A 15586-nucleotide genomic window follows, 5' to 3' on the forward strand; every position below is an offset into this window, starting at 1 on the left:
AAGTGGTTTTAGTTTTCCCTCGTCGAAATCCAAATCCCGATCCCGATCAACACGCCGCCGAATAAAAACAGCGGCGTGATTTTTTCACCGAGGAAAAACCAGCCGAGTAAAGTGCCGACAACGGGCTGGGCAAAGAAGGTCAGCGATGCGAGCGAAGCGGGCAACTCTTTGAACGCGTAATTCCACATGAACATGGCAACGGCAGTGGAAATGATGCCGAGGTAAAGAATCCCGCCGATGACGCCCGCTGTGATCGTTCCAATTCCTTGCGAGTTGACTTCGTAGAATCCGAGAACTGTGGAAGATGGGATCCCTCCCAACAACATGACCGCGCTGGAGATGAGCAGGTCGCTGTCTCTGGCAACCTTGCGCACAAGCGTGGAATATAACGCCCACGTGAGCCCTGCACAGAACAACAACACATTTCCTGTAAATAATGAGGGAGATAGTTCGGCTGTGCGCGGATCAATGACCGCCAGCACGCCGAACGTTGAGACTGCCAGCGCAAAAACTTGCCTGCCGGTTATCTTTTCCTGAAGCAGGAAGAACGCGAACAACAAAACGAACGCAGGCGTGGCGGAGGTGATCAACGATCCGTTCGAGGCGGTGGAAAGTTTGGTCCCTGTGAATTGGAAGCCGAGCGAAATTCCATAACCCATAACGCCGACGAGAAAACTTTGCCAAAATTCTTTCTGCGTGAACGTGCTTTGTGATTTGCGAAACCAAATTACCGCGCCGAGCGAGAGGCACCCCAGCGCGAGGCGGATCGTCAGCAACGCGAACGGCGGGATGACCTCCAGCACCACTTTGCTGACCACATACATCCCGCCCCAAATAGATGCGGCGCCTAGTCCGCAGAGGAGGGCGATAAACTTTTTGTCCATGAAGTGGGGATTATAACTGGGTTGGATAGCAAATGTTCATGCGGCAGTTCAACTGCCGCATGAACATTTTACTCAAAAGACTTGCTCTGCCTGTTCTTCTTGACTTCCCCTCTTCGTTTCTTCGACTCCAATCTCTTTTCCTTCGCCGCCTTTGTTGGCTTGGTCTTTTTGCGGGGCTTGGGTTTTATCAGAGCCTTTCTCACCAACGCGATCAGTCGTCGAATCGCGTCCTCGCGGTTTTGCTCCTGCGCGCGGAATTGCTTGGCTTCGATGAGCAAAATTCCATCATCCGTGACTCGCTTTCCCGCAAGATGAATCAAACGCGACTTGACCTCATCCGGCAACGACGAAGCGCGGACATCGAATCGCAACTGCACAGCCGTCGCTACTTTGTTCACGTTCTGCCCGCCCGGTCCCGACGCGCGGATATAGTCGAAGGCGAGTTCGTTTTCGCGGATGTAGATGGAGGACGCGATTTGAATCATAAGACAAACCCCTCTTCCCAATGGGAGAGGGGCAGGGGTGAGGGATGACTTAGAACATCAACGCGTTGACTTTGTCGATCATTTCGCGAGCAGGTCGCAGGTCCGCGTCGGTGAGGCGGTTGAGTGGAGTGTCCACGAGGGTATGCGTTTCAGCGAGCGCGGGCTTGTCGGTCGAAACGTAGATCAATCCCGTTGTCAGCCAGTTATTACGCTGCGCTTCTTCGAGCGCGCGCAAGGCTTCAAAGCGGTTGGTAGGATCGTATCCCTTTTCGAGATTCTTGAGGATGATAACCGAACCGTCGTGCATGGCAACTTCGCGGACCTCGCCTTCCGCCAATTCGCGTTCCAGCACGATCTCGTTGCGCGGCGCGATGTAGGTAATATCGTGAAGCGGCTCTTCGTGATCCTTGCCCCAGGCGTACGAATAATGCGCGTTGTCTTGGTTGTTGAACGTAACGCACGGGCTGATGATATCGAGCACGGCGATACCCTTGTGGGCAAAGGCGGCTTTGATCAACTCTTTCACCTGCTTGGCGTTGCCCGCAAACGAACGCGCAACGAACGTGGCGTTCGAGATCAATGCTTCCATACAAATATCCACAGGCATGTAGGGGTTGGTGCCTTGCTTCTTGAGTTCGAGTCCGCGCTCGGCGGTGGCGGAAAATTGACCTTTAGTCAGCCCATATACGCCATTGTTCTCGACGATATACACCATGTTCAAATTGCGGCGCATCACATGTTTGAACTGTCCCATACCGATGCTTGCCGTATCGCCATCGCCGGAAACGCCGATGCCTTTGAGCGAATGATCGCCAAAGAGCGCGCCGGTCGCGATCGAGGGCATACGTCCGTGCAGGCTGTTAAACCCGAACGAGCGGTTCATGAAATACGTGGGGCTTTTGCTCGAACAACCGATGCCGCTGAACTTGATCACGTTTTCCGGTAACACACTCAACTCGTACATGGCGGCAATGATCTGGTTCGAGATCGAGTTGTGACCGCACCCCGCGCACAGCGTCGTCGGCGCGCCGCGATAATCGTTCTTCGTGAGACCCACCGTGTTCACGTTTGCGGGCACGCCCGCCATAGGTAATGCAGACATTATTTCGCTCCTTTTCTAGCGTTCTTCTTGACGGAAGGTTTCTTTGCCGTTGATTTTTTTACGACGGATTTCTGGACAGGCTTCCCAGCCGTCGATTTTGCCAGAATGCCCTCGCGGATCCATTTTGCGGAGGCTGGCAACCCGTCACCGTAGGCGACAGAAATGAGACGCGTTGCCGCTTCGGGATTCGCCAGGCTCAACAATTGATGCAACTGCCCGTCACGGTTCATTTCCACCACGTATAGTTGCTCATGCTCCCGGACAAACTCATCCACCTCAGCGGTGAATGGATAGGCGCGCACGCGGAGGATATCGATCTTCATGCCATGATCGCGCGCCAGTTGGTCTCGCGCCTCCAGGATGGCAGACTCGGTCGACCCGTAGGCAAGGATGCCAATCTTGGCGCCTTTTGCGCCGTGGAGCACAGGTTTCGGCAAATAGGTCTTTGCGGTCTCGTATTTTTTCTTCAAACGCTCCATATTGCGGATGAAGACGCTCGAATCTTCCGTGTATTTTGCGTATTCATCATGACCAGTGCCGCGCGTAAAATACGCGCTCATCGGATGTTTGTTGCCCGGTAAGGTACGGTAGGGAATGCCGTCGCTGTCCTTGTCGAGATAGCGACCCCAATTGCCTTTGATCTCTTCGAGGTCTTTCTCCCAAAGTACCTTGCCGCGATCCATTGGCGTGTTTGGGTATTCAAACGGTTTGCTCATCCACTGGTTCATGCCCATATCGAGATCGGACAGCACAAAGACCGGCGCTTGCATCCTTTCGGCAATATCAAACGCCCGCCAGCCAAACTCGAAACATTCGAACACGTCGCCAGGCAGGAGCACAATGCTGTCGCTGTCGCCATGCCCCATGCCGATGGTGAACGACAAGTCGGCTTGCGAGGTGCGCGTGGGTAAACCGGTAGATGGACCGATACGTTGCACATCCCAGATCACGACCGGCACTTCGGCGTAATAGGCAAGCCCGGCAAACTCGGTCATCAAACTCAAGCCGGGTCCGGAGGTGGAGGTCATCGAGCGTAGACCGCTCCAGCCTGCGCCAACGGTCATACCGATGGCGGCTAGTTCATCCTCCGCCTGCACAACAGCGTAGGTGTGTTTCCCATCCTCGCGTTTTCTGAGCATGGGCATGTAATCATTGATCGCCTCTGCCAGCGAGGAGGCTGGCGTGATCGGGTACCACGCCACAAACTGAGCGCCTCCAAACACAGAGCCGATTGCCGCGGCGGTATTACCGTCAGCCATGATCATGCCGTCGGTTTTATTCATCGGTTCAAGGGAAAACGGGTCTTTCTTTTCAAGGTTCCCCTTTGCCCATTCCATGCCGGCTTGCACGGCATGGAAGTTCATGTCGATGGGTTTTTGCTTGCCTTTGAAATGGAACGTCAGCGCGGCTTGAATTTTTTCAATATCGATGCCGATCATGTGCGCGAGCACGCCCACATACACCATGTTCCCCACCAGGTCGCGATAACCTGCCGGGACGTTCGGGTCCTTCTTTACCAACTCCTTGATGGGCATCGGGTAGATGGCAACGTCTGCGCGGGTGATGGGGAGTTTGATATCGTCGGCGTAGAAAAATGCCCCGCCCGGCGCAACAGACGCAAGGTCGCGGGTGAACGAGTCGGGGTTGATGGCGATGACGATATCCTGCTGATCGCGCCGGCCGAGATAGCCATCCTTGCTGGCGCGGATCGAGTACCACGTGGGCAGTCCCTGAATGTTCGAGGGGAAGAGATTCTTCCCTGAAACTGGAATGCCCATCTTGAAAATTGCCCGCAGGATGGTATTGTTGGCGGTCGAACTGCCGGAGCCGTTCTTTGTGCCTACAATAATGGAAAAATCGTTGACTACTTTGTTCATGTGTTCCTCGTGTTACGGTCTGTGATACAAAAGGTCGGTATGGGCGATCAGCGCCTCATGACCAGCCTTATAGTTTTCATTGCAAATGGATTCGACCATCGCCTGGTGATATCGCCAGACTTCTTGCAAGTATTCATAGCCGCCTGTAAATACGTTTAATCCAACCGCTTCGTAGGCATCCCAATACGCCTCGAGCACCCCGGTGACAAAAGGGTTATCGAGGCGGCTGTAGATCAACAGATGCAGAGCGCGATGTTCTTCATGGGGAACTTGTACCGGCGCATGATTTAATTTTTCGTGGGCGCGCGCGATCAGGGCTCGCAATTCGGCTTTATCTTCGGTCGATAATTTTTCCACCGCTTCGTACCAGAATGCCGCTTCGATGTGATTCCGCAGGTCGGAATATTTGCGGAAGTACTCATCGTTCAGCGCCAGGGCATACCCAAGACTCTGACGGATCGCCGGCGTGAAGGAAAAATTCAACCGCCGTGTCTTTCCTCTCCCTGGTTTGACTTCCACCAGCCCCAGCGCGCGCGCCACTTCCAACTGTTCCCGCAAAGACGCAACGCTCACACCGAGTTCTTGTCCTAATTCGGTGAGGGTGGGTAAGCCGCCTTCCGCCTCTTGATGCGCGGCAAGATATTTGAGAAACTCTGAGATATTTGGAGAAATTCTTTCTCGAACTATCATATTAATCTGATTAATTCGAGTATAAGGCGATGCTTACTGTAAGTCAAGGAGTTATTGCGAAAGCCCGTACTTCATTTGACCTTCGATTCTCTTTTTATCGCGAAGGGCGCGAGGAGCGCCAAGTTTCTAAAGGTTTTCTTTGCGTTCTGCGCAGTTGAGTATTGTCATTTGCGCGGCCGCAAATATATCCATTGCCGTTCATTCGTAGTTGCCTTGCAAACAAACAACCATGACAGAGGTTTTAATAGAGGGCTTACGCAGTTGAACCTGTTGCGCCGTAGTCGCACTGCGTCGGCGGCAGTACAACTGACCGCCAACTGCGTAAGTCCTGTAATATACAGGTCTTATGGAGTTGTAATTGGCACAGGCGTATCGGTGGAGGGCGGAGGTACTGGGGTATCTGGCGGAGGTACTGGGGTGTCTGTTGATGGTTCAGGCACGGGAGTTTCTGTGGGCGGTTCCGTGGAAATTGCTGTGCCGGTGTAGGTGACGATCACGACAGCCGTTTTTGTCGGAGGGAGGGTTGTCGGTTTTGGAGTGGAAGTTGGGGGAATCGCTGTTGGTTGTTGGGGCTGAGACTCTTTCGTCTCGGTTCTTGTTGGAACTACATGTGTTCTGGATGCGGTCATGGTTGCAGTGGGCGAAGAAGTCCATGTTGGGCTGGGTGTGAAGGTGTTGGTAGGGGTGCCTGTGGCTACCAGTTGGGCAAACGCCTGGGCAGTTTGCGCCGCGATAGTATTTAAATTCGAAAATGCCAGGTTGGGAATATCGCGCGCTTCGATCACGATAGGAGTGGGCAGAGATGGGTCAGACAGCGCGATGGCAGAGGTGGCGCAAAACATGCTGAACCCCAACATGCTGGCGGCAAAAATCCATAAGAGCCCGGCGTAATCTCTTGGGCGGTTGGCTAATGCGATATCTTCCTGTTCTGCATTCACAATGGGATTATCTCATACCTTGCATGAAAATTCTATCGAACGTCCGCGATACGAACTCAAGGGTTTGCGCGGGCGTCTCTGGTTCGATCAGGGCGGTATCGGTAAACCCGTGTTTGAATCCTAATTCACGGTTCAAGGTGCGGACATCGTGTCCCACGTTCAATGGATGATAGTTCACAACCGTTTTGCGCCATTTGATCAATTGGTGCAATTTCTCGTATATCTGCCCATCAGATATCTCGCGGGCAGACTCGAACCAGCGCGAACTGACGACGATCACATCCGGGAAGTCGTTGTGATTGAATTCATTCACATCCGCGAGATCGACGTAGCGCGTGATGAATTCGGGAATATAGCCGTGTTGCAAGAAAATACCCTCGAAGCGCGCAAAGTCAGCCTGCTCGCCTGGCGAAATGAAGATATGAATTTTGGCGCAGTAACTTTGCCCCAGCAGATCGGATTCAAAATCAATATCGCGACGGCGAATATTCAACTCTAGCGGCTCATGTCCAGGCTTGGGAAACCATAACTCCATTTCACGGATATTTTGAAGAACACCATCTGAGGGATAACAGGCTTTTACCCGTCCAAAAACTGCCGAGGGACGATACTCAGCCGCCTGCGCGAGGGGAATGAAACAGAAATAACCGGGAGCAACCCAGCCAGGCGTGTCACTCGGAATGAGGATGGGTAGAAAATTGTGAAAGGCTTGCTGGACCTCCCCAAATTTGATGTGAGACAGGCTGTGGTAACTGCCGGAAGATTTCCCGCCTGAATTATGATCCCCGTTTTGCGCATGATTTTGCTTCGGCTCAACCGGCGCCTTGCCTCCAACCCAATGGACTTTTCGGGGCGAGTCGCTACCTGAAGAAATTTCCTGAGGTAGAAAGATAGAGCGCCGAAACGATATGGCAAGCGTCATTTCGCAAGCATACAACGGATGCGCGTTCGTTGCAAGTCTCCCAATACATGGCTTTTGCTAACCCGGGAAAGATTTAACGCGAATTTTTCACGGTTTTCGTTGCGCTCTGAGCGGGCTGTGCGGTTCAACTTTGCCGTTTGCTCGGTAGTAAATTCGCCTTCCAGCGACTCGGTCTTGTCGCGCGACTTTACCAAAGCTCTGAGAACTCTGATATCTTACGCCAATACCTTTGAGCGTATCTCGGGCTTGGCAAGGATCGCCTCCAGTACGCCTCCGCCAATCGCAAGCGATTTGTCGGACACGAGAGCGCAGGCGCCGGGGTCGTTGCGAACATCCACGTCGCCGATCTTCAATCCTTTGGTGACTTGCAAGCCCGAACGAATTAAGCCGCGCAACATGCCGCCGAAGGGGCTGGTCACCGTGTGTTCACTGTCGATCACAGCGACTACTTCACCCTCCACGCAATACTCACCGATATTTTTTATAGCGGTGATGACTCCATTCGCAGGCGCCCGAAGTACGCGGCGCGAATCGCCCTCGGGTTCGCCTGAATCGGGTTGGGTTGACCCCGACCAATACACCCGCCCAAGCGTATGGCTTCGGCGGGTTTCGATCACGGCGTGGCAATCGCTCCCCGCTGTGAAACCAGGTCCAAGTCCGATGTGAAGCGGGGCGGGGGCTGGGAGCGGCGCCGGGCGACTCTTCAAAAGTCGCGCATCGACAACAACCATGAATCCGATCGATGTGAGCAGATTTGCCTCCGGGTCGACGATCACGGGGATGCAATCCGCTTCCTCCCACGCGGACAACTGATGCGCTTCGATCAGCCTTGACCCGACCCCTTCGACTATGTGCGCGCCCTCGTAAACCGCTTCGGAGAATGAGACCGTTCTACGCACCGCCAATGGTTGCGGAAGTTCGGTGATCGCCACGCGCATGCCCGACCGATGCAAACGTAACGCGACGCCTGTGGCGAGATCGCCGCCGCCTCGAATTAAAACCGCTTTATCGCCGCGCATCGGATGGTTGAGTCCCTGCCAGTTGCTCTGGCGTTTCGCTCGCTCTCAGATTTTGTACCTGCAACATGTGACTAAATGAATACAACAGGAGATAAATGTAAATAAAGAAAATCGCATAGAGCAACGTGAATGCCGCCAGCCGCCGGCTGGGGTCGATGACCAGACCAAGGATCCCCATGGCGGTTTCTGCCGGGTTTTGCAGAATGTCCCACGAATTCAAGCGCACGAACCGCCCGATGTAAATCCCAAAACTGCTCAGGGCAGAGATGGCAAAGACGAATATCCAGCCGATGAAACGTCCGAACGACCGCTGGACGATATCTTGCATCAGATAGAGCGAGACAACGCCCAACAACATCGCGGTCCACGAACACCAAACGACGATGATCACGTCGTACCAAAGCGGCGCGCCAAAGGAACCGCGCGCCAGGTCTTGCAGATCAGTGAGCATGTATGGCGCGTTGGGGAAAAAGATCAACCAAAGGAACGAGACGAAGGGGATCAAGATGTACAACGTCAATCGCCGCCAGGAGAAGGCGTGCGCAACGTAGGAGAGGATGAAGGGAATCCACGCGAGGAATAAATTCCAAATCAGGTCCAGCCTCCGCCCGGAATCGGTGTACGCCACGCGCGCGCCGACGAGAGCGATGCACATGGCGCACGCCACATTGAGCAATGTGAAGACCGCCAGGTTGTACCGGTTACGGATGAGGAAATTGCGAAGCCGATTTTTCAAAGGCGTCATGGTTGAGTTACTTGTGTTCCGCCGCAAACCAGATCATGTCAATATCGCCCGGTGAGTGACCGAGAGCCGTGAGGATTGCCGCGGCTTCTGTTTTGTGTTGTGTTCCGTGGTTGACCACGTGCGCCATGGACTGCCACAGGATTCTTGTTAACGCCTTGCCCTCGGTGTTGGTGTAATTGAAGGGATTGTTCAACCGTTCATCGCTCACTTCACCCACAAACTTTAGCAGGAGGCTTTCCTCCTCCAGCCAGCGCGCGCGGAGGGACTCAAGGGTGGGGAACTCCTCGGGTTGGATGCGCTGGGCGGGCGATGTTCCCTCCCAGCGATTCCGCCAGATCCACTCTGCAAACAAGGTGTGGGTGAGCGTGCCGCGCAAGCCTCCTTGTGGAAAACCTGCGGGCGCGAGGAACTGGTCCGGCGTCAGGTTTGACGCGGCGTCCATGATTTTCTTCGTCGACCATTGGTTGTATTTGAAGAGGAATTGAATATCTTGTTTGTTCATCATTGTCCCTGTAAGTTTGCCTGCCGTTCCAATAAAAGATGCCCGAACGTATACAGCGTAATGTATAAGAACAGGAAGAACACTCCGAACAGGCTGGTGAAGCCGATGGATTGCAGGCTGGGTTCTTGAATACTTTGCAACGTGTGTTGCGCCATCCCGGCGGGGTTGTAAAAGATATCCCACGAATTCCAGCGCAGGAAGCGACCGACATACACCCCCGCGCTGCTCAACGCGGCGACCACGGCGACAAATCCCCAGCCAGCCCAACGCCCAAACTCGCGCCGAATGATCTCTTGCATGAGAAACAACGAGACCATTCCCAACAGCAACCCGGTGAACGCGAACCAGATCAGCAACATCACATCGTACCAAACGGGAACGTCGTGCCAATAATCCAGATGCTGAAAATCGGTCAAGATGTAGGGCGCGTTGGGGAAGAAGATCAACCAGAGAAACGCGGCCACCGGCACAACGGCATACACCCACCGCCTCGATAACGTGAGCGTGTAGGTGAAATAGGCAATGAGGAACGGAATCCACGCCAGGAACAAATTCCAGATCAGGAAGTTGTAATTGCCGCTCCCGCTGTACTCCACGCGGAACCGCCAGATGGCGACTGAGAGGACCGTCGCGCCAGCCAGCAGGGAGAACATGGTGAGACGATATTTGTTGTGAGAAAAATAATCGATCGATGCGCGGATCATGCCTGCCTCAAAAATTCCAACAAGATCGGGTTGACCTGTTCGGGCTTCTCGTAATGCGGAAGGTGCCCGCACCCTTCGATGGCGTGAAATTCGATGGTTGAGATTGCCGCGCGAAGCAACGCGCTATGCTCAAATGGGACCGTGTGATCGTTCCGCCCCCACAATAACAGAACGCGCGTTTCTGTGGCGCCGAGTTGCCGATAGATATCCAAAAAGGAGTTGAGCATCCCATGTCGGATCGTGGAAAGGATGGCGCGCATGAATCCCTTGTATTGCATTTGTGCCTTGTACCTTTCCTGAAAATGCGCCACCAGCGCGGGATCGAAGAAATCTTTTGCAATGCTTTTTACCATGAAATCGCTTCCAACCAGATATAAAACTGCTTCTGCCACCTTCGGCAGTTTCGCCGCCCGTAGCAGTGGAGACATGGAGATGGGCTGGGCGCCGGCAGGGTCGATCAGCACAAGGTTGCGAACCCGCTCTGGGTGGCGGAGGGTGAACGCCGAGGCGATGGGTCCGCCCATGGAAAGCCCGACCAAACTGACTGGAGAGGAGAGACGCAGGGCGTCCAGTAAGCCTGCAAGTTGGTCGACGAAGAAGTCGATATCGTATTTGGCTTGCGGGCGGTCCGAATAGCCGCGCCCGAACAAATCATACCGTATGACGCGAAACCCCGATCGTGAAAGAAATTCAAAAGTAGGGTCAAAAATAAAATATGGGACGGAAAAGCCATGCACCAAAACGACAGTATCGCTTGTTTCGTTCCCGCCGGCTTCGTAGTGGGTGACGCCGCCGGGCAGTTGTATGAACGAACCGCCCGCTGAGTTGCGGGCGTCGGCATTGATCTCTTTCGTTTCGTTACGAACAGGGAACAACATTGCCGCATTTAGGATATTTTGCCCAACGCTCTGAGGATGCGCTCGGGCGTGAACGGAAATTCGTCGATCCACACGCCGGTGGCATCGTGGATCGCGGAGGCGATGGCGGGAGCGACGCCGAGGTAGGGGAGTTCTCCCACGCCGCGCGCGCCCCAAGGTCCGTTCGGGTCGGGGATTTCGAGAATGACCGATTCTACTTTTTCGGGAATGTCTCGAATGGTTGGGATGAGATACGTGCTGAGTTGATCGGTCAGCACGCGCCCGTTCTTGGTTTTGTAATCTTCGAGGATGGCATAGCCTTGCGCCTGCACAACCGCGCCTTCGATCTGTCCTTCGACAAGCGCCGGGTTGATCGGCTTGCCCAAATCATCGGCAGAGATGAAGCGGATCACACGCATGTGGCCGGTTTCGGTATCCACTTCCACTTCGGTGGCTTGCGCTACAAAAGCGTAGGCAAAATTGGGTGTGGAGTAACCGGTGTCATGATCGAATTGTGTGGTGCGCGGCGCGAGGTATTTGAACTCGCCAACGGCGGGACGTTCCTCGGAATTCCATTTTTTCAACGCCAAATCAGCCGCGCCCCGGATGGCGTTGCCCGACATGAACGTCATGCGCGAGGCGGAGACCGAACCGGAGTTGCCCGTCCTGGCTGTGTCCGACGCGACCAACTCCACTTTCTCAAACGGAACGCCTGTCGCTTCCGCCGCCATTTGCATCATCACGGTGTGCGCGCCTTGCCCAACTTCCGCGCCGGAGTGATACAAGACCACCCGCTCGATCTTGGTGGCGCCATGCAGTTCGATCTTTGCCCAGCAGTTTTCTTGATAGCCAAAAGAAAAGCCGATGTTCTTGAAGCCCGCGGCGAATCCTTGACCGCGTTTGAGATGGCTTATCCCTCTTTCCTCTTTCTTCCCTTCGAGAGCCTCAGGGCGGCGCTTTCCTTTCTCCCACCCGAACCGATCCCTCGCCGCCTCGATGCACTGCGCCACACTGACCGGACTCGGCGATGGCGTGCCAACGCCCAGCGGGTCGCCGTCGCGCAACGCGTTCTTCAAGCGGAACTCGACCGGGTCCATGCCGAGTTTTTCCGCGAGTTTGTCCATTTGCATTTCAGCCATGAACAATGCCTGCGGCGCGCCGAACCCGCGGAATGCCGCGCCGGGCACATTGTTGGTGTATACGCCGTACACATCGGTTTTCACATTCGGGATGAAGTATGGACCCGTGGACGTGATGGCGGAATTCCCCAGCACCTTGTTCGACGTGTACATGTACGCGCCGCCGTCGCCGATGATCACATTTTCGATCGCATTGATTTTTCCATTATTCGTCGCCCCCCATTTGGCGCGGATGACCGTCGCATGGCGTTTGCCGTGCCCGATCATCGATTCCTGCCGCGACCAGATGATGCGCACCGGGCGCTTTAACTTCCACGCGGCGAGCGCGAGCGCGATCTGCACCGACATATCCTCGCGCCCGCCGAACGCGCCGCCGATCGCCGGGTAGATCACGCGGATCGTTTCGTCTGGCATACCCAGCGCGTGCGCCACTTGATGTTGGTCTTCATGAGTCCATTGCCCGCCGCAGACGAGCGTGATCAGCCCCGCCTCGTCGATGTACGCCAGCCCCGCTTCCGGTTGCAGGTAGGCGTGTTCCTGCACGGGCGTCCGATACTCGCTTTCGACGATCACATCCGATCGTTGGAAGGCTTCGTCCACATTGCCCCGGCGGATCTTGTAGTGAACGCAGATATTCGAATCGCCGATGTGTTCATGGATGCGCGTTGCGCCGGGCTTCATCGCCTCTTCCGCGTCGATCACGACGGGGAGGTCTGCATACTCCACCTCGATCATTTTCACCGCCGACGCGGCTTCGGCTTCGGTGTTTGCCACGACCAACGCAACCTGGTCGCCGACGAATCGGACCACATCCGCGCCGGGCTTTGTGGAGCCGGGTCCGCATAGCACAGGCTGATCCTGCCATTGCAAGCCATACTCGTTGACCGGCACATCCTTTGCCGTATACACCGCCGCCACACCCGGGGCGGTTTCCGCTTTGGACGTGTCGATGCTCAGGATGCGGGCATGCGGCCGCCCGGCGAACAGCATTTTCATGTGGAGCATACCCGGCATCGATAGATCGCCTGAATACGGCGAACTGCCGGTCACTTTTCCGCGCGCATCCACGCGGGGCAGAGATTTGCCGATCGTTTGAACAGTCATTGCAACAATTACCTTTTGTAGCGTTTCACTTTCGCGCGGATCGGAGGCACATCCATGGGACCGTACTCGGAGGGCCCGAGAAAACGGTATAAGTAGCCGAAGAAGATCGCCATGAATCCGCCGATCACCACCCAAACTCCCAGCGCAATAACAATGTTGGCGTAGAGGTTGGTTTGGGTCTGCAAGAATCCAAGGATGTAAGCCAACCCGCTCGACTTCCACAGCCAGGGATGGAACTGCGGTGTTCCCAGCCATTCGGTGGGAAGGGGCCACCCTTTTCCGATTCCATAATTGACCAGAAGCATTGCCACACCGTAGGAAATGACGGGCACGATGATCATGATGAAACACCCCAACCCTTTCATGATCGGGTGCACGCCGCGCACGCGCGCGGTCTCTTTTTGTTTTACCTGGGTTGTATATTTACCCATGCTTCACCTCCGTCATTGACTTGGCATCTTCAATGGCTTGAACGATCTTGTAATAGCCTGTGCATCGGCACAGGTTACCGGTAATTGCCTGTTCGATCTCGTTCTTGGTTGGGTTCTCTTTTTCTTCCATCAACATCGCCGCCGACATGACGAAGCCCGGCGTGCAATATCCGCATTGTACCGCGCCATGCTTAATGAACGCTTCTTGAACGGGGTGCAGCGCTTCGACTGCGGTCTTCGTCTCGCTTCGCTCGCTCAGACCTCCGCTCAGCGCGAGACCTTCGATGGTTGTGATCTCTGCCTCATGCGCGCGCGGGGCAGGGACGAGACATGCCATCACTGCTTTGCCGTTGAGGAAAATTGTACACGCGCCGCATTCGCCCTCGGCGCATCCCTCTTTTGTGCCGGTCAAGCCGATGTCTTCGCGCAGGAAACGCAGTAATGTTTTTTCGTGACCGGTCTTCAGCGAATATTTTTTGCCATTGATCGTTGTTTCAATTTCTGCATGTGGCTCAGGGCGGACTGAAAGTCCGCGTTCCGTAGATTGTTTGCCCCACAACAAAACCGCATCAGACGGCATCCCGGCTTGTTCCTGCCCATCGCGGATTGACTTCAGTCCGCGCATTGTACACACGCGGACCATCTCGCGGCGATATGACGCGCTTCCGCGAATGTCGTCAATCGGTTTGGAGGCGTCCATTGTCAATCGCGCGGCTTCGGCGATGACATCGTCTGTCAGTTTTTTGCCAGCGAGATATTTTTCCGCTTCGGGCGCGTGGATGATCGTCGGGGCGACGGCTCCAAGCGTGATGGAGGCTGAGGAAACTGAATCAGAATCAAGGTCGAGAAGAATCGCCGCGTCCACGAGAGAGATGGCTTGCGCGCGGCGTAACGCGAGTTTGATGAACGTGCCGCGCTGGGTCGTCTTCATCGCGAGGAAAGAAATGTCCACGAGCATTTCATCCGCTTGCATCACGGTCTTGCGGACGCCGGTGTAAAAGTTTTTGAGCGCTATCGTGCGCGTTCCGTTCACCGATCGCAATGTGACCGACGCGCCGAGCGCCATGAGCGGCGTGATGGTGTCGTTGGCGGGCGAGGCGGTGATGAGGTTGCCCGCGATCGTGCCGCGATTGCGGATCTGCGGCGCGCCCACTTCCCACGCCGCGCGCGCGAGCGGATAGGCGCGTTCGCGGATCAATTTCGATTCGACGCAATGGTTGTGCGTAACGAGCGGACCGAGATGGATGACGCCGTCTTCGTCCATGGTGATCTTGTCGAGGCCGGGGATGCGCGTCACGTCTATGATGGTTTCGATCCCCTTGCGGACGCCGCGCTCGAGTTCGAGAATTAAATCGGTTCCCCCGGCGATGATGCGGCTGTGTTCCCCCTTGGCATGGATCGTCTGTAATACGTCCTCAATGGTTGTTGCGTTGATGTAGGTATGCCACATGTTATTATCTCGTCATTGCGAGGAGGGCTTCGCCCGACGAAGCAATCTCCAACACAATGACGGAGATTGCTTCGCCGCCTTCGGCGTCTCGCAATGACGGAGGGGTGTTATTTCGATCCCGTCACAACTTCGTCGCGTTTTTCGTAAAGTTCCACGGCTTGACGCGCTATGGTGGCGAGGTTGCGGATGGCGGCGGGGAGCGCGGCATCGTCGCCGAGCGATTGCTCCACGTTATCGTTCGCGCGTCCCACTTGTTCGGCGAGGTCGAAGAATGCCGCGTCGAATTGGTAGATCGCTTCGAGTTCCTTCTCGTTGATCTTCACCGCATCGAACAGACCGGAATATCCGCGCGGGGCGCGGCTGATCTTGTCAATGAACGTTTGGAGTTTGATCGCCGCCTTCTCCATGTCGTCCACGAATTCGATCTTGCCCGCGCTGACGAGTTCGGTTTGCAGTTGCGAAGCGCGTTTGTGTTGTTCCTCAAAGCGCCGCGCCACTGTGTCGCGCAGGAGTTTGTCCGCGTCGCGGCGGTTCTGCCGCTCGATGTAGCCGCCGAAACCGGGGATGAACGACACCAATTTCTTGAACGGGTCTTGCATGCTGGTTACTTTTTGAAAAAAATCATCCATGTGAGCCTCCAAAAAAGATATACGAGTCAGAGTGTGGTAAGTCGCGCAAACCCATTATAATCAAGAAAACTAAATTCCAGAGCGACTGGTTAGGTACCGTAGCCATAG

Annotated in this window: 16 protein-coding genes; all 16 read right to left on the bottom strand. The window is 55.1% G+C overall.

Annotated elements, in window-relative coordinates; translation table 11 throughout:
- Positions 1–8: 8 nt before the first annotated feature.
- A complete protein-coding gene (locus IPM31_11030; GenBank protein MBK9007511.1) occupies positions 9–884 on the bottom strand; it encodes a DMT family transporter in 876 nt (291 codons plus the stop codon).
- Between the two features lie 68 nt (positions 885–952).
- The gene (gene arfB / locus IPM31_11035; GenBank protein MBK9007512.1) at positions 953–1369 is read right to left on the bottom strand and encodes an aminoacyl-tRNA hydrolase; all 417 of its coding nucleotides are present in this window, start codon (positions 1367–1369) and stop codon (positions 953–955) included.
- A gap of 49 nt (positions 1370–1418) precedes the next feature.
- The gene (locus IPM31_11040; protein MBK9007513.1) at positions 1419–2456 is read right to left on the bottom strand and encodes a 2-oxoacid:ferredoxin oxidoreductase subunit beta; all 1038 of its coding nucleotides are present in this window, start codon (positions 2454–2456) and stop codon (positions 1419–1421) included.
- A gap of 14 nt (positions 2457–2470) precedes the next feature.
- Positions 2471–4348 carry a 2-oxoacid:acceptor oxidoreductase subunit alpha gene (locus IPM31_11045; GenBank protein MBK9007514.1) on the bottom strand — a complete coding sequence of 626 codons (1878 nt, stop codon included), beginning with the start codon at positions 4346–4348 and terminating at the stop codon, positions 2471–2473.
- Between the two features lie 12 nt (positions 4349–4360).
- Positions 4361–5038, bottom strand: a complete 678-nt coding sequence (locus IPM31_11050) for a FadR family transcriptional regulator (protein MBK9007515.1) — start codon at positions 5036–5038, stop codon at positions 4361–4363.
- A gap of 344 nt (positions 5039–5382) precedes the next feature.
- Positions 5383–5976, bottom strand: a complete 594-nt coding sequence (locus tag IPM31_11055; protein MBK9007516.1) for a hypothetical protein — start codon at positions 5974–5976, stop codon at positions 5383–5385.
- A 7-nt stretch (positions 5977–5983) separates the two neighbouring features.
- Complete coding sequence (locus tag IPM31_11060) at positions 5984–6898, bottom strand: hypothetical protein (GenBank protein MBK9007517.1); 915 nt, start codon at positions 6896–6898, stop codon at positions 5984–5986.
- A 215-nt stretch (positions 6899–7113) separates the two neighbouring features.
- Positions 7114–7917 carry an EF2563 family selenium-dependent molybdenum hydroxylase system protein gene (locus IPM31_11065; protein ID MBK9007518.1) on the bottom strand — a complete coding sequence of 268 codons (804 nt, stop codon included), beginning with the start codon at positions 7915–7917 and terminating at the stop codon, positions 7114–7116.
- On the bottom strand, positions 7904–8662 hold the full coding sequence (locus IPM31_11070) for a DUF1361 domain-containing protein (protein MBK9007519.1): 759 nt from the start codon (positions 8660–8662) through the stop codon (positions 7904–7906). The genes IPM31_11065 and IPM31_11070 overlap by 14 nt, the downstream gene beginning before the upstream one ends.
- Before the next feature lie 7 nt (positions 8663–8669).
- Positions 8670–9164: a DinB family protein gene (locus tag IPM31_11075; GenBank protein ID MBK9007520.1), complete on the bottom strand. Its 495-nt coding sequence runs from the start codon at positions 9162–9164 to the stop codon at positions 8670–8672.
- Positions 9164–9868, bottom strand: a complete 705-nt coding sequence (locus tag IPM31_11080; GenBank protein ID MBK9007521.1) for a DUF1361 domain-containing protein — start codon at positions 9866–9868, stop codon at positions 9164–9166. Before IPM31_11080 ends, IPM31_11075 begins: the two co-directional genes overlap by 1 nt.
- The gene (locus tag IPM31_11085; GenBank protein ID MBK9007522.1) at positions 9865–10746 is read right to left on the bottom strand and encodes an alpha/beta hydrolase; all 882 of its coding nucleotides are present in this window, start codon (positions 10744–10746) and stop codon (positions 9865–9867) included. Before IPM31_11085 ends, IPM31_11080 begins: the two co-directional genes overlap by 4 nt.
- Positions 10747–10754: 8 nt before the next feature.
- Positions 10755–12968, bottom strand: coding sequence for a xanthine dehydrogenase family protein molybdopterin-binding subunit (locus IPM31_11090; GenBank protein MBK9007523.1), 2214 nt, complete (start codon positions 12966–12968; stop codon positions 10755–10757).
- An 8-nt stretch (positions 12969–12976) separates the two neighbouring features.
- Positions 12977–13399 carry a hypothetical protein gene (locus tag IPM31_11095; GenBank protein ID MBK9007524.1) on the bottom strand — a complete coding sequence of 141 codons (423 nt, stop codon included), beginning with the start codon at positions 13397–13399 and terminating at the stop codon, positions 12977–12979.
- The gene (locus IPM31_11100; protein MBK9007525.1) at positions 13392–14849 is read right to left on the bottom strand and encodes an FAD binding domain-containing protein; all 1458 of its coding nucleotides are present in this window, start codon (positions 14847–14849) and stop codon (positions 13392–13394) included. The genes IPM31_11095 and IPM31_11100 overlap by 8 nt, the downstream gene beginning before the upstream one ends.
- Positions 14850–14956: 107 nt before the next feature.
- Complete coding sequence (locus IPM31_11105) at positions 14957–15478, bottom strand: hypothetical protein (protein MBK9007526.1); 522 nt, start codon at positions 15476–15478, stop codon at positions 14957–14959.
- Positions 15479–15586 lie beyond the last annotated feature (108 nt).

This window comes from Candidatus Defluviilinea gracilis, from assembly GCA_016716235.1.
Classification (GTDB): Bacteria; Chloroflexota; Anaerolineae; order Anaerolineales; family Villigracilaceae; genus Defluviilinea; species Defluviilinea gracilis.